The organism is Methylomonas sp. MED-D (assembly GCF_050276835.1).
GTDB classification, from domain to species: Bacteria; Pseudomonadota; Gammaproteobacteria; order Methylococcales; family Methylomonadaceae; genus Methylomonas; species Methylomonas koyamae_A.
In genome coordinates, this window is record NZ_CP189965.1 from 3,974,749 (window position 1) to 3,991,965 (window position 17,217).

At 54.8% G+C, this 17,217-nt stretch carries 18 protein-coding genes; 7 read left to right on the forward strand and 11 right to left on the reverse strand.

The window, feature by feature from the left end; all coding sequences use genetic code 11:
- Positions 1 to 2: 2 nt before the first annotated feature.
- The 5 genes from ACQE3E_RS17895 to ACQE3E_RS17915 all read right to left on the reverse strand — a co-directional run bounded on the left by ACQE3E_RS17895 (position 3) and on the right by ACQE3E_RS17915 (position 3,976).
- Positions 3 to 1,118 carry a cysteine desulfurase family protein gene (locus ACQE3E_RS17895; protein WP_313730860.1) on the reverse strand — a complete coding sequence of 372 codons (1,116 nt, stop codon included), beginning with the start codon at positions 1,116 to 1,118 and terminating at the stop codon, positions 3 to 5.
- Positions 1,118 to 1,603, reverse strand: coding sequence for a Fe-S cluster assembly transcriptional regulator IscR (gene iscR, locus ACQE3E_RS17900; RefSeq protein WP_064029346.1), 486 nt, complete (start codon positions 1,601 to 1,603; stop codon positions 1,118 to 1,120). The genes ACQE3E_RS17895 and iscR overlap by 1 nt, the downstream gene beginning before the upstream one ends.
- Before the next feature lie 123 nt (positions 1,604 to 1,726).
- On the reverse strand, positions 1,727 to 2,302 hold the full coding sequence (locus ACQE3E_RS17905) for a class I SAM-dependent methyltransferase (protein WP_313730859.1): 576 nt from the start codon (positions 2,300 to 2,302) through the stop codon (positions 1,727 to 1,729).
- Positions 2,303 to 2,490: 188 nt separating this feature from the next.
- Entirely contained in the window at positions 2,491 to 3,240 is a 750-nt protein-coding gene (gene cysE, locus ACQE3E_RS17910; RefSeq protein WP_071160397.1) for a serine O-acetyltransferase, read from the reverse strand.
- A 7-nt stretch (positions 3,241 to 3,247) separates the two neighbouring features.
- Positions 3,248 to 3,976, reverse strand: coding sequence for an RNA methyltransferase (locus ACQE3E_RS17915; RefSeq protein ID WP_427501657.1), 729 nt, complete (start codon positions 3,974 to 3,976; stop codon positions 3,248 to 3,250).
- Positions 3,977 to 4,071: 95 nt separating this feature from the next.
- On the opposite strand from ACQE3E_RS17915, the gene ACQE3E_RS17920 reads away from it, so the two are divergent.
- From ACQE3E_RS17920 to ACQE3E_RS17930, 3 genes are all read left to right on the forward strand, one after another.
- A complete protein-coding gene (locus ACQE3E_RS17920) occupies positions 4,072 to 4,866 on the forward strand; it encodes an inositol monophosphatase family protein (RefSeq protein WP_071160399.1) in 795 nt (264 codons plus the stop codon).
- An 87-nt stretch (positions 4,867 to 4,953) separates the two neighbouring features.
- Positions 4,954 to 5,862 (forward strand): NAD(P)-dependent methylenetetrahydromethanopterin dehydrogenase, encoded by a 909-nt coding sequence (locus ACQE3E_RS17925; protein ID WP_064029338.1) that lies wholly within the window; start codon positions 4,954 to 4,956, stop codon positions 5,860 to 5,862.
- Between the two features lie 45 nt (positions 5,863 to 5,907).
- Positions 5,908 to 6,813, forward strand: coding sequence for an NAD(P)-dependent methylenetetrahydromethanopterin dehydrogenase (locus ACQE3E_RS17930; protein WP_313730858.1), 906 nt, complete (start codon positions 5,908 to 5,910; stop codon positions 6,811 to 6,813).
- Between the two features lie 25 nt (positions 6,814 to 6,838).
- Here ACQE3E_RS17930 and ACQE3E_RS17935 read toward each other — a convergent pair whose 3' ends face one another.
- On the reverse strand, positions 6,839 to 7,477 hold the full coding sequence (locus ACQE3E_RS17935; RefSeq protein ID WP_064029334.1) for a response regulator: 639 nt from the start codon (positions 7,475 to 7,477) through the stop codon (positions 6,839 to 6,841).
- A 170-nt stretch (positions 7,478 to 7,647) separates the two neighbouring features.
- Between ACQE3E_RS17935 and ACQE3E_RS17940 the strand changes: the two genes are divergently transcribed.
- On the forward strand, positions 7,648 to 9,399 hold the full coding sequence (locus tag ACQE3E_RS17940; RefSeq protein WP_313730857.1) for a proline--tRNA ligase: 1,752 nt from the start codon (positions 7,648 to 7,650) through the stop codon (positions 9,397 to 9,399).
- Between the two features lie 80 nt (positions 9,400 to 9,479).
- Here the strand turns inward: ACQE3E_RS17940 and ACQE3E_RS17945 are convergent, their stop codons facing one another.
- Entirely contained in the window at positions 9,480 to 9,650 is a 171-nt protein-coding gene (locus ACQE3E_RS17945; protein WP_082885552.1) for a rubredoxin, read from the reverse strand.
- A gap of 263 nt (positions 9,651 to 9,913) precedes the next feature.
- Here ACQE3E_RS17945 and pepA point away from each other — a divergent pair, with 263 nt between their 5' ends.
- On the forward strand, positions 9,914 to 10,732 hold the full coding sequence (pepA, locus tag ACQE3E_RS17950; protein WP_064029327.1) for a flocculation-associated PEP-CTERM protein PepA: 819 nt from the start codon (positions 9,914 to 9,916) through the stop codon (positions 10,730 to 10,732).
- Between the two features lie 33 nt (positions 10,733 to 10,765).
- Here pepA and holA read toward each other — a convergent pair whose 3' ends face one another.
- The 3 genes from holA to leuS are packed head-to-tail and all read right to left on the reverse strand — an operon-like array spanning position 10,766 to position 14,944.
- Positions 10,766 to 11,791 (reverse strand): DNA polymerase III subunit delta, encoded by a 1,026-nt coding sequence (gene holA / locus ACQE3E_RS17955; RefSeq protein WP_313730856.1) that lies wholly within the window; start codon positions 11,789 to 11,791, stop codon positions 10,766 to 10,768.
- 2 nt (positions 11,792 to 11,793) lie between these two features.
- Positions 11,794 to 12,249, reverse strand: coding sequence for an LPS assembly lipoprotein LptE (gene lptE / locus ACQE3E_RS17960; RefSeq protein WP_071160564.1), 456 nt, complete (start codon positions 12,247 to 12,249; stop codon positions 11,794 to 11,796).
- Positions 12,250 to 12,307: 58 nt separating this feature from the next.
- On the reverse strand, positions 12,308 to 14,944 hold the full coding sequence (gene leuS, locus ACQE3E_RS17965) for a leucine--tRNA ligase (protein ID WP_313730855.1): 2,637 nt from the start codon (positions 14,942 to 14,944) through the stop codon (positions 12,308 to 12,310).
- A gap of 91 nt (positions 14,945 to 15,035) precedes the next feature.
- Here leuS and ACQE3E_RS17970 point away from each other — a divergent pair, with 91 nt between their 5' ends.
- Positions 15,036 to 15,524: a zinc ribbon-containing protein gene (locus tag ACQE3E_RS17970; RefSeq protein ID WP_064029317.1), complete on the forward strand. Its 489-nt coding sequence runs from the start codon at positions 15,036 to 15,038 to the stop codon at positions 15,522 to 15,524.
- Positions 15,525 to 15,582: 58 nt separating this feature from the next.
- Positions 15,583 to 16,356 (forward strand): ParA family protein, encoded by a 774-nt coding sequence (locus ACQE3E_RS17975; RefSeq protein WP_064029315.1) that lies wholly within the window; start codon positions 15,583 to 15,585, stop codon positions 16,354 to 16,356.
- A 77-nt stretch (positions 16,357 to 16,433) separates the two neighbouring features.
- Here ACQE3E_RS17975 and ACQE3E_RS17980 read toward each other — a convergent pair whose 3' ends face one another.
- On the reverse strand, positions 16,434 to 17,159 hold the full coding sequence (locus tag ACQE3E_RS17980; RefSeq protein WP_313730851.1) for a hypothetical protein: 726 nt from the start codon (positions 17,157 to 17,159) through the stop codon (positions 16,434 to 16,436).
- Positions 17,160 to 17,217: the final 58 nt, after the last annotated feature.

Below are 17,217 nucleotides of genomic sequence, written 5' to 3' on the forward strand. Positions count from 1 at the left end.
AATTAGTACTCCCGATTCAATGCAAGCGCCGACTTTAAGCCGGCAATAAATTCGTCGATTTGCGCTTCGTTATTGTCTTTACCCAAGCTAACCCGAATCGCGGACCGGGCATACAACGGCTCGACAGCCATCGCAGTCAGCACCGGACTGATGACCTCGGAGCCAGCCGAACAGGCCGATCCGCTCGACACCGCGATATTAAGTTTGTCTAATTGCATCAGTAACATTTCGCCGTTGACGCCGGCGATGCCGAACTGAACAGTGTTCGCGAGGCGGTCCGAGTGTTCGGCAAATATTTTGACGCCAGGGACCTTGCATAATTCGGCCTCCAGACGCCGCCTAAGTTCCCGAACCTGCCCAATGCGCTGGTCCAGTTCGTTTTTCGCCAGCTCGGCGGCCTTACCGAAACCGACTATCGCGGCAACGTTCTCGGTACCGGCTCGTCGCCCGGACTCCTGTTCGCCACCCCGCTGCCAAGCACGAAAGTGATAATCGGCGGCAACCACCAAGGCTCCACACCCCTTAGGCCCGTAGATTTTATGGCTGGAAAGACTCATTAACTTCACGCCCAATTTCCGAAACGAAATCGGCATCTTGCCGAGGGCCTGCACGGCGTCGGTATGAACCGCCACACCGCGCTCCGCCAATAGATCGGCAATCGTTGCCACCGGCTGGATTGCACCGGTTTCATTATTGGCCAGCATCAGCGACGCCAAATCGCCGGATTGCCAAGTCATCGCCGTTATCGCATCGACTTTCACGGTGCCGCTAGCACTGACCGGCAAAACCTGCACATCACGAAACAGACGCCGGTGATGGTCGGCGTTTTCGAAGATCGACGGGTGTTCGATTGCAGAGATCGCCAAGCCGCACTCCCAAGCATTCACCAGCGCTAATGCGTTTGCCTCGGTGCCGCCGCTGGTAAAGACAATCTGGTCCGGCTCGGCATCAACCAAAGCAGCGACTTGATTTCTCGCACTGTCGATCGCGCTTCGTGCCATGCGTCCAAGCTTGTAAAGACTGGACGGATTGCCGTACATCGCATTCAGGTACGGCTGCATGGCTTCAGACACTCGTTCGTCGCAACGCGTGGTCGCGTTGTGATCGAAATAAATCATTAAGCGCTGAGTTTTTCCTTGATCGGCTGCATATCAATGACGTGCTCAACCTGCCGAGCTTGGCGTTTTGCGACTTCCCCGACCAGGTCACGCTCCAACAACTGGCCAAGGCTGATTTCCTTCAAATATTCGCGAATCTGCTCGCTGAGCCCCATCCACAAATCATGCGTCAGACAAGGCTGATCATTGTGACAATTCGCTTTGCCACCGCACTTAGTGGAGTCAACCGGCTCGTCGACCGCCTCAATGATGTCCGCGATGTTGATTTCGCGAGCGTTGCGACTCAAGGTATAGCCGCCGCCAGGGCCACGCACGCCTTTGACCATTCCGGCCTTGCGCAAGCGCGCGAACAATTGTTCAAGGTAGGACAGCGAAATGGTTTGACGGGTCGCGATATCAGTCAGCGTCACCGGGTTGGACTGACTGTGGTATGCCAAATCCAACATCGCCGTCACTGCATAACGTCCTTTAGTAGTTAGCCGCATGGTAAACCCCTTACAAATTAATGATTATTGTAAACGCGACTATAAATAAACCCAGTAAAACGGTCAAGTATTCTACATAAGAATGCATTTTTGGCAGTCTACTCTCCGAAACTCAAGGCACATTTAATGAGGCTTGCTAGCCGAAACTTGATAACTGAAAGGCATAAAATCGTTGTCGTAAGCCAGCCATGAGAGAACTTTGGCTGCCAGGTTGATGATTACAACGAAAAACGGAATCACCAGAATCAATGGCATTAAAGGACTTTTCCTCGAAACCCAATCCCAGGCGACTTTGCTGATCACGATGTTTGTGAGCAAACCGGCGGTCTCCATTGGCGTACCGACCGCTAAGCATTGTTCAACCACCAACCCGTAACGTTGAAGAAGATTAGAAATACCGTGTCGGCTAAGCCGCGTAAAATCGCGTGGTTCGTCATGGAGTGGGTATAGAAAAGGCACTTGAAGCAATAACCGACCGCCGGGCTTTAAAATCCTGGCGATTTCCTCAATCGCATGATCGACAGAATCCAAATGCTCTAGGACATCCAGCAACAACGCGACATAGACACTCTGTGTCGCAATCGGTAGCCGGCCGGCGTCGGCAAATATATCCGGTGCTGTTCGGTACCACTCCGTTGCAGTTTCAGGACGAGCCCAACGTAATGGCAATTCCCCGGCAAAAATCGCTCGGGCCAACAACCGGCGCAACCGATAGCCGACACAATGCCATCGCCCCGAAGCCTTACAACCACTCGATCAATTTGAGATTGCGACCACAAACCAACCACTGCGGATGCAGTGGCGTGTGCAAGAGGGGCTGCAATGCTTTCTTAATGTCTCTTAAAATCATTAAGACAAATCCTCAACACGGCCAAACCAAGGATCTTTCATTGCTGATCCTTGATTTCGCAAGCCTGCAAATTCGACGCAGCTTGTTCTCTACATTCGACACCGGAGGCGCGCAATCGCTCGCGCATTTCTTCCACCTGCTTATCCAATTGGTGAATGTGATCCAGCATCAGGTTAATGGCGTTCGCGATCGGGTCCGGCATGTCGCCGGTCGCACCATAGGCATCGAAACCCATTTTTTGAGCCATCGCGTCGCGATTGGCCCGTTGCTTGGACTTCGAGTCAATCAAATGCGCCGGAATCCCAACCACGGTAACCCCCGGCGGCACCGACTTGACGACGACTGAATTAGAACCCACCCTGGCACCTTCGCCAATCTCAATCGGGCCTAGAACCTTGGCGCCAGCCCCAATCACTACGCCATTCGCCAAGGTCGGATGTCGCTTGCCCTTGCTCCAACTGGTGCCGCCCAAGGTCACGCCGTGGTACAAAGTGCAGTCGTCACCGATCACCGCAGTCTCGCCGATTACCACGCCCATGCCGTGATCTATGAAAAACCGCCGCCCGATTTTCGCTCCAGGGTGAATTTCGATGCCGGTTAACCAGCGCGCCAAAAACGACAAATACCTAGCCAACCAGCGAAAACCGTGTAGCCACAGCCAATGGCCGCAGCGGTGGATCAACACCGCATGGAAGCCAGGATAGGTCGTGACGACTTCGAAAACCGACTGCGCGGCCGGATCGCGGGCGAACACACAGTGGATGTCTTCTTTAAGTCTGGCTAGCATCGTGGGCTCACTTGGCGTTATGGTTTTGCGAGAAGCGCAAAATGCCTCTCAAAATATCCAACTCCTTGGTGTCGAGCTGGGCACGATTGAACAGGCGCCGCAAACGGCGCATGATAGATCGCGAGCGTTCGGGATGCAGGAATCCGATATCCGCCATCGTCTGCAACAGATGCTCGTAAAATCCTTCCATTTGTTCCGCGCTGGCCAGGGGCTCCTCTCCTTGATCGCCGACTACACTCCGGTGTTGGCGTCCGGAGGCGACGTATAATTCATAGCAAGCGACTTGCACGGCCGCCGCGAGATTTAATGAACTGTAGTCAGGGTTACACGGAATCCTCAGCAAGTAATGGCAAAGATCCAGCTCCTGGTTCGTCAAACCGGAGTTTTCCCGGCCGAACACCAGCGCGACATTTTGATCGGCCGCCGCCGCTCCACCCCAGCGTTCGGCCATTTCCCTGACGGCGACCGTCGGCCAACTGATCGTTCTATCGCGAGCGCTGGCCCCCAACACCAATTGGCAGTCGGCGATCGCCTCGCTCAAGCCAGTGTAGACTTCGGCGTGCCTAAGCACATCGTCGGCACCCGAGGCGCGGGCCGTGGCGTCGGCGTGAGGAAAATATTTAGGAGCCACCAAGCGTAATTCAAACATTCCCATGTTTTTCATCGCTCGCGCCACGGCGCCAATATTGCCGGGATGCGAGGTTTCCACCAACACGACCTTAAAATTCGACAACAACATCCATTCCCCGGCCGACTAAAAAACCGGCGATTCTAACAAAACATTTGTTATTCTATCGCGGTTTTCCAACTGCTCATTACCAATCCGCTCCCATGCATCCGATGCTTAACATAGCCGTCCGCGCCGCGCGGAGTGCCGGCGATTTGATCCAACGCTCGTCGCAAAACATCGAGAAACTCGCTGTCAACCAAAAAAGCCGCAACGACTACGCCTCGGAAGTCGACCGAGCCGCCGAACAAGAGATCATTAAAATCATACGGGCGGCCTTCCCGGAGCACGCCATTCTGGCCGAGGAAAGCGGCGAGCACAAAGGTAACGATTACGTCTGGGTCATCGATCCGCTCGACGGCACCACCAATTATTTACACGGCTTTCCGCAGTACGCGGTGTCCATCGCGTTAAAAAACAAGAACAAGCTGGAATTGGGCGTGATTTACGACCCGGTTCGGGACGAGTTATTTACCGCCGAACGCGGCGGCGGTGCAATGTTGAATAGCCGGCGCATCCGCGTTACCAAACAGAACTCAATGCGCGGAGCATTGATCGGCACCGGGTTTCCGTTTAAGACCATGGAAAATATCGAACCCTATCTCGGCATGTTTCGCGCCATTTGCGCCGATTCAGCCGGCATCCGCCGCGCCGGAGCGGCCGCGCTGGACATGGCCTACGTGGCTTGCGGCCGACTAGATGCGTACTGGGAAATCGGCGTCAAGGAATGGGACATCGCGGCCGGCGTGCTGCTGGTTCAGGAGGCCGGTGGCGTTGCGACCGACTTCTCCTTTAACGACAAGTACTTGCAGTCGGGAAATATCATCACCGGCAATCCGAAGATGCATCAGTTAATGTACGCCGCGATAGAGCCGCACGTACCGCCGCACTTGAAATAGTGCGAACTTCGGCAATTCACCTAGAATTGTTATCCCAAACTCTTTTTCATATACTAACCGGCTAACATTCATATACCAGAGGCCATCATGGAAAAACCTTTTATTCTGCACATGCTGACCACAGCCAAAAATTTGAGCCCGTTCGACGTCAATATGGCGATGGACGCCGGCTGGATTTCAGCAGTGCCTTATATCAATGTCGAACCGAGCGAAGTCAGAGGATTGGTTCAAGACGCGATATTTTCCCGCAGCCCGAAAGGCTTGTTGCGCACCGCGATTTTCATTGGCGGACGCGAAACCAAACAAGCAATGGACATGCTGAAAAGTGCGAAAAACTCCATGGTGCCGCCGTTTGAAGTCTCGGTATTCGCCGATCCGAGCGGCGCATTTACCACTGCCGCCGGCATGGTCGCCGCCGTCGAAAAAGAATTGGCGGACAAGTTCGATACCACGCTGGAAGGCAAAAATGTGCTGGCGCTGGGCGGTACGGGACCGGTCGGCCAAGCCGCCGCCGTGATTGCCGCGCAAGCCGGCGCCAATGTTCGGATCATTGGCCGGCAGTTGGACCGGGCCGAACGCACCGCCGAACTATGCAGCGAAGAATTCGGCGACGGCAAGATCACAATCTCGGCGGGCGCCGACGCCGATAAAGCCGAATACATGCAGACCGCCGATGTAGTGTTCGCCACAGGCGCGGCCGGCATAGAATTGCTCAGCGCGGAATTGATTGCCAAAGCCCCGCAATTGAAAGTCGCCGCCGATGTGAACGCGGTACCCCCAGCCGGTATCGCCGGCGTCGACGCTTTCGACAACGGGAAACCGCTGGCCGGTTCTATCAGCGGCGCAGTCGGTATCGGCGCGCTGGCGATCGGCAACATCAAATACCAAGCGCAAAGCCGTTTATTGAAACGTATGTTGGAAAGCGATCAACCGTTGTTCCTGCACTTTGAACACGCGTTCGATGTCGCGCGCGAGTTCATTAAATCGACAAACTAACAGCGCTGGTCATCATGTCCGCCTATCACCAAGGGTAAGGTAACAATGCCGAAACGCAGCATACTCCACATGTTCGACCCGATGCCAAACAACAGCCCGTTTGACATCAACATGGCACTCGACGCGGGTTTTGATGTGCTAATGCCCTACTCCAACGTCAAGCTGGAAAACATCCATAACCTGACGCAGGATGTGATCTTTTCCAGAGGACCGTCCGGCGTCAAGAAAACCGCGATTTTCATCGGCGGCCGGGACATGGGCATGGCGATCGACATGCTTCAAGCGTGCAAACCGGCGATGGTGCCGCCGTTTCAGGTATCGGTGTTTGCCGACCCTAGCGGCGCGTGCACCACGGCGGCGGCCTTGGTGGCTTGTGTCGAAAAAGCCTTGAAAACCCAACACGGCAAGGAATTGAAAGATTGCAAAGCCCTGGTTTTCGGCGGCACCGGTCCGGTCGGCATTGCCACCGGCGTGTTGACCTCAACCCACGGCGCCGAAACCGTACTAGTGGATCACTTATCTCTGGACACCGCTAAAGACGCGACCAAGCAGTACAATCGACGTTTCGGCGCGCAAATGACGGGCGCGGTCGCACGTAACGACGAAGAAAAGTCGGCGTTAATCGAAAGTGCCGATATCATCTTTTGTACAGCCAAGGCCGGAATCCGGGTAGTCAGCGCCAATGTGCTGGCCAACGCCAAGCAGTTGAAAGTCGCCGGAGACGTGAACGCGGTTCCACCATCCGGTATCGAAGGCGTTGCTCCCAACGATACTTCCGTGCCACTTTCCGCTGCGGCGCAATCCGCTGGAGCGATTGGCGTCGGCGCGCTCGCGATCGGCAACATCAAATATCAGTTGCAAAGAGAGCTATTGAAGTTGCTCTTGGAATCCGAACAACCGGTCTTTCTCGACTTCAGAGATGCGTTCGATAAAGCGCGCGGCTTGGTCTGACCCCGGATTCCACTAATATTGGCAATCAAACGCCGTCCAAATAGTCATATTTGACGGCGAGCCTGGTCAGCTCCACATCGTTCTTGATTCCCAATTTACCGTACAAACGATAGCGGTAGGTATTGATCGTCTTGTCGTTGATTTTCAATAACGCCGACATTTCCTGAATACTTTTACCGCTCAGTATCAGGCGAGCCACCTCGGCTTCCCGAGAAGACAGTTGCAAAAAAGGTGATGGGTTGGCGCCTGGTAACAACTGAAACGCCAAATTACTGGCGACATCTTGACACAAGTAGCGCTTACCAGACGCCACCGCCTTAATCGCCGCCACCATCTCCGCTGTCGACGAGCCTTTGGAGACAAAACCGACCACTCCCAATTTCAGCAATTGTTGAGGAATCGGGCCATCGTTATGCACCGATACTCCAATGATTCTGATTTGCGGATTCGCTGCCAGAATACGTCGACACGCTTCAACGCCGCCCATTCCCGGCATATTGATATCCATCAGAATCACGTCGGGCGGATCCGTCTCAACTACTTTCAGCGCCTGCTCGCCGCAATTGCAGACCGCTACAACCGCAATGTCCGTTTCCGCCGACAACAAGGCCTGAATACCGCTCCTAACCAACTCATGATCATCAACCAGCAAGACTTTAATCATTTTTCCCTTTCGTTCCCGGTGAGATTTTTTATTTTTTCAAGTTTCCCAAATTTCGGCGGTCGCGGCAATGCCAAGCCCGCTTACAGTGATCGCGAAATCGGCGAACCTTGTCGTCGTTCGCCAATTTAAACGTTAAAATAGACGATTTGTTAATTACTTCGAAGGCCGCCATGCGTACTAGCCAATTTCCCCTCAGCACCGTTAAAGAAACACCGGCCGACGCCGAAATTGCCAGCCACAAACTGATGATCCGGGCAGGATTAATTCGTAAACTGGCGGCGGGCATTTACACATGGCTACCGTTGGGCCTGCGCATTTTACGCAAGGTTGAACAAATTACCCGCGAGGAAATGAATAAATCCGGCGCGCTGGAGGTACTGATGCCGGCGTTGCAACCTGCGGAACTTTGGCAGGAAACCGGTCGCTGGGAAAAATACGGCCCGGAATTGGCGCGGATGAAAGACCGCCACGACCGGGATTTCTGCCTGGGCCCGACGCACGAGGAGATTATCACCGATCTGGCCCGCCACGAGTTGAAAAGCTACAAACAACTGCCGGTGACCTACTATCAAATCCAAACCAAATTTCGCGACGAAATCCGTCCGCGTTTCGGCGTGATGCGCTCCCGGGAATTCGTCATGAAGGACGCCTATTCCTTCCACCTGGATCAAACGTCCTTGCAGCAGACCTACGACGTGATGTACCAAACCTATACCAACATCTTCAACCGATTCGGCCTGAAATTCCGGGCCGTGATGGCCGATTCCGGCGCGATCGGCGGGGCAGTTTCTCATGAGTTCCACGTGCTGGCCGATTCCGGCGAGGATGCGATTGCCTTTTCGACCGAAAGCGAATACGCGGCGAATGTCGAAAAGGCCGAAACGATAAGACCCGCGCTGAACAGACCCGCACCCGAAAAAACATTCGAAAAAACGGCCACCCCCGGCAAGAAAACCATTGCCGAGGTCAGCGAGTTTCTGGGCGTGTCGCCGGAAAAGGTACTTAAAACCTTGCTCGTTACCCATAAGGGTAACGATCCGTTAGGCCAGCCGAAAGACTTCCAATATTTAATCTTGTTGCGCGGCGACCACGAACTGAACGAGATCAAATTGAACAAAATCATCGGCGCCTTCGACTTCGCCACCGATACCGTAATCGAAACCCATCTAGGCTGCCGGCCTGGGTATATCGGCCCGATTACCGAAGGTCACAAACTGTTTCCTGGGCCTATAACCGCCATCATTGCAGATTTCGCCGTCGAAAACCTTAGCGACTTCGTCTGCGGCGCAAACGAAGCCGGATTCCATTACACCGGCGTCAACTGGGAGCGCGACCGACCATTGAGCGGCATCGAATTCCGCGACATTCGCCAAGTGGTGGACGGCGATCCCAGCCCTGACGGGCACGGCACCTTGACTATCGCTCGCGGCATCGAAGTCGGCCATATCTTTCAATTGGGCGGTAAATACAGCGAAGCGATGAAAGCGGCCGTGGTCAACGAAGCCGGCAAGAACCAAACGATGATCATGGGCTGCTACGGCATCGGAGTCTCTCGGGTAGTCGCCGCCGCCATCGAGCAAGGTCACGACGAGCGCGGTATTATCTGGCCGAAGGAATTGGCGCCGTTTCAGGTCGCGATCTGTCCGATGAATATGTATAAATCCGACCGATTGCGCGATACCGTCGAACAAATCTACCAAGACTTGCTTGCGGCCGGCATCGAAGTCTTGTTGGACGACAGAAAAGTACGAGCCGGTTTCATGTTCTCGGACATGGAATTGATCGGTATTCCGCACCGTGTCGTCATCGGCGACCGCAGCCTGGATAGCGGCAGCGTCGAGTACCAAGGCCGAGGGGAAGCCGCGAGCCGTGATGTGGCGATGCGGGACCTCGTCGACTTTATCAAAGCCAAGCTGGCCTGAGTCCTACAAAAAAGGGCGCCGTCGCGCCCTTTTTCGGTGCCGACCGCCGCAAATACCACGGCGGTCCAATTGCTGAACCGCTATTTCATCAGCGTAAACATTACTTTGATCGCGCCGCATTTCGGACAACCCCAATCGTCCGGCACATCTTCCCAAAGGGTTCCTGGTGCAATGCCGCTTTTTGGATCACCCAGTTTTTCGTCGTAAATGTGGCCGCAAGTTTTACACTTGTACCTTCTAAACTCTGCCATAAGTAAGTCCTCGTCTGTTTACGGTTATTCAAGCTCGGACATTCTAGCCCAAGCGACCGGCCGAAAAAACCTCGAAAACAACCCGGTTAAAACGCCACAAAACTCACCCAGCTTCCTAGCTAACTTCGCACAAATTTTCGTGATGGTTTTTCTATCTCGAACTGTAAAACATATTTCCTTGGTCTTAGAACTGTAATTTGCATTGATTCACAAAAAGCGTTATAAAAATCCGGGGGGACATTAATTTTAAACAGAGGTACTAGATGAAAACGTTCAAACACACCATCCTCGTCACCGGACTCCTGATGACATCCCCGCTCGCCTTTGCTAACTCATGGGTAGGGACAGCCGATTACTCCCAGGCTGTCGGTAGCGACGGATTCGAAGATACTGTAGCTCAGTTCGACACCTATGATTTTGGCTTGGGAGTAGCCTTGGTTAAGTTTTCTCCTACATCCGCAACAACCGGTACCATGCAAGGCTGGTATCAATCAGCGGTTGTTTCGCACTCATTCGATTTTGGAACAGTCGCGGCGCCTAATCTTAATTCCACTGGTTCGGGATCGGGTTACGAATTGACCGCCATTGCGACGTTTTCAGGGAGCTACGTCAATAATGGCAGTACCCAAACGTTTACTATAGACACTGGTAACGTCGGCCTTTATTTCGACACAAATCCAGATTTTAATTTCACCACGGACTCTGGGTTCAGCAACGGGTCGGCTATCCTTTACGGTAGTATTGCGAGTGGCGAAGGAAGCGTCAAAATTACCGGCAACAATTCTGGCTCAGGATACCAGGACATGAGTCTTTCCTTCACAGGCGGACTTAACGGTTACGACCACAATGTGTATTCTCCAGACACCATAGCCGGGGGCGATGCAATCTTTACTATCAAAACCAAAGGCGTGTCTATCTTGACATCGATCAACAGTGTACAAGGCGAAAGCAAAGTTGGTGGGGCGTTATTTGCCTCAGACGGCAACCTACAGCTTACCGCCGTTCCAGTTCCAGCCGCAGTCTGGATGTTCGGTACCGGCTTGCTGGCTCTAATGGCCGGCGGCAAACGCAAACTCGCTTAATCCGCAAAACCAAAACCGCCGCCAGTTTCCACATTAGGCGGCGGTTCCGGTTCTTAAAGGCTTTACCCAGAGCCGGCAAATTTCGAATAACCCTTCCCACTCGTCGCCAGTGACTTGGCCTTTGACGCGGGCGTCTGTTGCCGCGCAAGCCAACAGAATGGCTCGCAATTCGGCCGGTTTGATTCGAACCATGGCCTCTTGAACGGCTTGCTTACGTTTGTCCCAAACCTGGTATTTTTTGAAGGTCGCCTCGGACAATCCACCGACCTTGGCTTCGCTGTGAAGATGCCAAAGCAATCTCGCTTCGCGGCTAATCGCCCACAACACCACGGGAGCCGCGACGCCCTCCGCGCGCAATGCCTGCAATATTCTGACCGCGCGATTCAGCTTGCCCGCCGATAGCGCCTCGACCAACTTAAAGACATCGAAGCGCGAGCTGTCGGCGACATCGCCCTCGATTGCCGCTTTGTCTATCGTGACAGCCCCATGCAGTATGAAGAGTTTTTCGATTTCCTGAGCCGCCGCCAACAGGTTGCCCTCCACCCTGGACGCCAATAGTCTAACGGCCTCGCTGCTCAGATGCATCCCTCTGCGTTCGGCCCGACGTTGCAACCATTGCAAAAACTCTTGACCTTGCAGCGGCCAAACCTGCACCACGACGCCGATGTTTTCTAGGGCCTGAAACCACTGCGACTTCGATGAAGCCACTTCCAGTTTCCCGGCGCTAATCAGTAAAATCGTATCGTCGGGGCGCTTCTTGCAATACTCGACCAAAACCTTGCCGCCCTCGATACCCGGCTTGGCGGACGGCAATCGCAAATCAATCAGTTTCTTGTCGGAGAATATCGACAGGGATTCCGCTTCGGCCATCAAAAGCGGCCACTCGTTACCGGTTTCCACCGACACCACTTCGCGAGTCGTATAGCCCGCCCGCCGAGCGGCGGCGCGGACCTCGTCGGCCGCCTCGCCCACCTGCAACGGCTCGTCGCCGCCGACCCAATAAACCGGCGCCAGATTTTTTTGCAATGCGCCGGCAAGCTGATCGACCTTCAAGCGCATCGCTATTTTTTCTGATTGTCGACGGCTATCCTGGCCCTAGCCAACAACATACGGGCGACTTGCTTGTACATCTCGGAGCGGATCAATTGTTCCTCGTTGGTCTTGGCCAAAATCGCGGTTTGGTCGTTGAAAAACTCGCGACTCATCTCGATGGTCTGCTCTTCCATCAACGGTTTCTCCTGGTTATCGTACATCTGGAAGCGCAAATAATATTCCAGCTCCGATTCGTTGGATTTACCGGTCGAGCCGATAGACAGGGTCCGGCGACGCATGTCTTCCTTCAAGACCTTAACCACGACACCCGCATCGTTCGGCGAACCCACGATCTTACCTTTAGACGCGCGCACGATGGACTGCATCTGGCTTTGCAGCTGCGGCGAGGCGCCGAAGACATAAACGTTCTTCATCGCTTCCGGCATATCGACCGAGCCGCGCAAATGATATCCGCAGCCGGTCATACCCGCCCCGATCAGAAGAATCCCGGCCCGCAAACCGGACCACCGCCGAGAGCTGAACTTAAACAACGATATTCACCAATTTACCGGGCACGACGATCAGCTTTTTGATCGGCTTACCCTCTAGAAAGCGCTGCACGTTTGCGTCGGCCAAAGCCAGCGCCTCGACTTGGTCTTTAGTCGCCGCAGCCGCTACCGACAATTTGCCGCGCAGCTTGCCGTTGACCTGCACCACCATTTCGATGCTGTCCTGCACCAATGCCGATTCGTCGACGTCCGGCCATGAAGCGACGACGATGTCGCTATCGCGACCCAATTCGTTCCAAAGCTGTTGTGCCGCGTGAGGAATGATCGGCGCCAGCATCAACACGATCGCTTCCAATACTTCCTGACGCACCGCCCGACCGTTAACGCTGTCATCCTCGAATTTGTTCAGCGCATTGAGTAGCTCCATGTTCGCGGCAATCGCGGTGTTGAAGGTGTGGCGGCGCGCCATGTCGTCGCCGACTTTTTGTAAAGCCTGATGCAACTGACGGCGCAGGGCTTTTTGATCGTCGTTTAGCGCGGCTTTGTCTAGGGCGATCGAAGGCAAGCCGGCTTCGACGTGCAGATACACTTGTCGCCACAAACGCTTCAGGAAGCGAAACGCGCCTTCGACGCCGGCGTCGTTCCATTCCAAGGATTGGTCCGGCGGCGATGTAAACATCGTATACAAGCGTACCGTGTCGGCGCCGTATTTGTCGATCAACACCTGCGGATCGACGCCGTTGTTCTTGGACTTGGACATCTTCTCGATCGCGCCGACCGTGACCGGCGAACCGTCTTCCAGCAATTTGGCGCCGACGATTTTGCCTTTGGCGTCGCGCTCGACTTCGATTTGGGTCAGGTTGAAATACTTTTTATGACCGTGTTCGTCGTGTTGATAAAAGGTCTCGGCGACGACCATGCCTTGAGTCAGCAGGTTTTTGAACGGCTCGTCGCAGACGATCAAACCTTCATCGCGCAGCAATTTGGTGTAGAAGCGCGCATACAGCAAATGCAAGATTGCGTGCTCGATGCCGCCGATATAATGGTCGACCGGCAACCAGTAGTTGGCGCGTTGATCCAGCATCGCGGTATCGCAGTCTTGACTGGCGTAGCGGGCGAAGTACCAGGACGACTCCATGAAGGTATCGAAGGTATCGGTCTCGCGCCGCGCCGGTTTGCCGCATTTCGGGCAATCGGCATGCGGAAAGGTCGGATGCGCGGCCAGCGGCGATTGCGAGCCGTCCAGCACCACATCGCGCGGCAAGGTCACCGGCAATTGCTCGTCGGGCACGGGCACGGTGCCGCAGTCGTCGCAGTAAATCACCGGAATCGGCGCGCCCCAGTAGCGTTGGCGCGAGACGCCCCAGTCGCGCAGGCGAAAGTTGGTTTTTCGCTCGCCTTTGCCGAGGCCGGCCAATTTGGCGGCGATGGCATCGAAGGCTTGCTTGAAATCCAGACCGTCGAATTCGCCGGAGTTAAGCAGCACACCTTTATCGGTGAAAGCTTTTTCGGCAACACTATCGTCCGCGCGGTCCGCGGAAGCGATGACTTCCTTGATGGCAATGCCGTAGCGCTTGGCGAATTCGTAGTCGCGCTGGTCATGAGCCGGCACCGACATCACCGCGCCGGTGCCGTAGCTCATCAACACGAAGTTGGCGATCCATATCGGCACCGATTCGCCAGTCAAAGGATGAATGGCTTGGTAACCGGAAGCGATACCGCGCTTTTCCATCGTCTCCATCGCCGCTTCCGAGGTTTCCATCTGCTTGCAGGATTCGATGAAGGCGGCGATGTCGGCATTGGTTTCGGCGGCTTTCAACGCGAGCGGGTGTTCCGCAGCGACCGCGACATAAGTCACGCCCATCACCGTGTCGGGCCGAGTGGTATAGATACGGATCGGCGACTCGAAACCCTCATCGGCGCTTGTTCCCGACAGCGCTCTACCTTCCGCATCCCTGCAGTCGACCGCAAAATCCATCTCCACGCCTTCGGAACGGCCTATCCAGTTGGCCTGCATCGTCCGCACCTGTTCGGGCCAGCCCGGCAATTTTTGCAAGTCGTCGAGCAGCTCCTGGGCGTAAGCGGTGATTTTCAAAAACCACTGCGAGATTTCCTTCTTCTCGACCGGCGTGTCGCAGCGCCAGCAGCAACCGTCGATGACCTGTTCGTTGGCCAGTACGGTTTGATCGTGCGGGCACCAGTTAACTGGCGCGGTTTTCTTATAAACCAGATCTTTTTCCAGCAAACGGATGAAGAACCACTGCTCCCAACGGTAATAGTCCGGATCGCAAGTCGCCAGCTCGCGACTCCAGTCGTAACCGAAGCCCAAACGTTTGAGCTGATCGCGCATGTAGTCGATATTGGAATAGGTCCAATCGGCCGGATGCACCTTGTTCTGCATCGCGGCGTTTTCCGCCGGCAAGCCGAAGGCGTCCCAGCCCATCGGTTGCAACACATGTTTGCCTTGCATGCGCTGAAAGCGGCTGATGACATCGCCTATCGTATAGTTGCGAACGTGGCCCATGTGCAGTTTGCCGCTGGGATAGGGAAACATCGACAGACAGTAATACTTTTCCTTGCCGGTGTTCTCGACAGCCGTGAAAACCCCGGATTTTTCCCACTCGGCTTGGACTTTTTGTTCGATGGCCGTGGGGTTGTAATGCTCTTCCATCCTGTTCGTCTTATGCTATAAAAAGGCGCTAGAATACCTTAGAGGCGGGTAAATCCAAAGCCTCAAATCACTATAACAACCGGGAGCAACCATGGGCGAAAGCAAACTGACCAAAGCGTACGACGATCTGATGGGCCATCTCTACGAAGCCATGGACGATACCCTGCATACGGTCGCCGACGCATTGGAAATCGCCAAGGAAAAAACCAGCGAACTGGGCGGCCATACCCAAGAGGAAATCAATAAAATCGCCGATTACGTGATGCGCGACGTCGAACACGTCGCCGCCTCGCCGCAACGGGAAGACCGAAACGACTCATGGTCGGAGTGGCTAAAGTTCGACCTCGAGCTGATCGAAAACTTCGCGCTCGACGCCTTTATGAGCATCGCCGACAAAACCCGCGTCAAACTGGCGGCGCTGGAAATGGAAGCCAAGCAGTACCACCCCTATCAAAGCGGCGACGTCACCGGCCCCGGCACCTTCGTCTGCGATGCCTGCGGCAAGCAAATCGCCTTCAAATCGACCAGCGTGCTGCCCGATTGTCCCGAATGCAAGGGCACCCGGTTCTCACGCTGTTGATATTACAAGCGTTAACCTTATAATGCGGGCTTTTATTTGCTAACTGTCGAGGGTAATCATGCGCAGGGTGATTTTCAATCAGAAGGGCGGCGTGGGCAAATCCACGATCACCTGCAATCTCGCGGCCATCAGTGCCGTGGAAGGCAAAAAAACCCTGGTCATCGACCTAGACATTCAGGGCAACTCCACACAGTACCTGCTGGGCGCCAAAGTCGGCGACCCGGATAAGACCATCGCTCATTTCTTTAAGGACAATCTGGGACTGGGCCTATTCGGCGGCGGCAAGGAAGGCCTGGAAAGCGCGATACATGAAACCCCGTTTCCGAACCTGTATGTCATCCCCTCTCACCCGGATCTGGAAGCGCTACAAGGCCGCTTGGAATCGCGTTACAAAATCTTCAAATTAAAGGAAGCGCTGGAAAAGCTGGAAGGCTTCGAACATATTTATATCGACACGCCGCCGGTGTTGAATTTTTACAGTCAATCCGCGCTGATCGCGGCCGAAAAATGCCTGATTCCGTTCGATTGCGACACCTTCGCCCGTGAAGCGCTGTACACCTTGATGAGAGCCATTGCCGAGGTCAAGGCCGACCACAACGACAAATTGGAAATCGAAGGCATCGTGGTCAACCAATACCAAAAACAAGCCAACCTGCCCCGCCAGCTCGTCGAGGAATTGATCGCCGAAGGCCTGCCGGTGTTGGAAACCAAGATCTCGACCTCGGTCAAAGTCCGCGAATCGCACTCGGATGCCCAACCATTAATCCATTACGCGCCCAGCCATAAATTGACCGAAGAGTATCGGGCGCTGCATAGTGAAATTCATAAATAAGCCGGCGCTCAACAAAAAAAGCCTCGTTTAACCGAGGCTTTTTTTGCTCGCTAACAACGGGTTTACGAGACTGGCGATCAAGCCTTGCGACGCGCGCCGCCGAGCAGACCAATCAGAGCCGAACCGAACAGCCAAACCGCGCCCGGCACCGGTACCGCCGCAATTTCACTGCCCGATACAGTAACCATATCAAAGCGCCAGGTACCGGCGGCCCCGTAGGTTTTGGTCGCATCGGATGCCAGATAGCCAGTGCCGCCCGGCGCGAATGCCGCGACGATACGCACACCAAAAAGAGGATTATCGGCAACGCCAGCGATTGCGCTGAAATCCACGCTACGGCCGTTAAACCAAGTGTCGCCGGCATTGCCGTCGAATTGGGCAACATCGTTCCAGATAGAACCGTCCAGTGTGTATTGCACTTGTTCGTAACGAGAGCTGGTGTTGCTATGCCGCAGATCGTAGCTGACCGTAATATTCTCGAAGCCCAGCGTGCTCACCAAGTATTGCGTGCCGCGGGTTTTGTTGCCAACCGATTGCGTTGCGTAGCCGGTGGTTTGCCAGCCGCTATCGTCACCGCTCGACGGGTCCGACGAGCCGCCGCTGGCATCGCCACTGCTAAAGCTGCCGGTGACGCCCAACAATGTCGCGCCGCCAATACCGACTGCGGGCGTGGTAACACCGGTGCCGGTGGCAGCGTCGGCCGGATCGGAATTGAAATTCCACTGGGTTATCACCGCGGCTTCGGCGCTGGGGCCAACCGATAATGCGCCGAGCACGGCCATCATTTTGAATCCAAATTTCATATCGTTTCTCTGCTTGAAATGCCGGCCAATTCCCGGCTATCCACCTGAAGGCACGGAT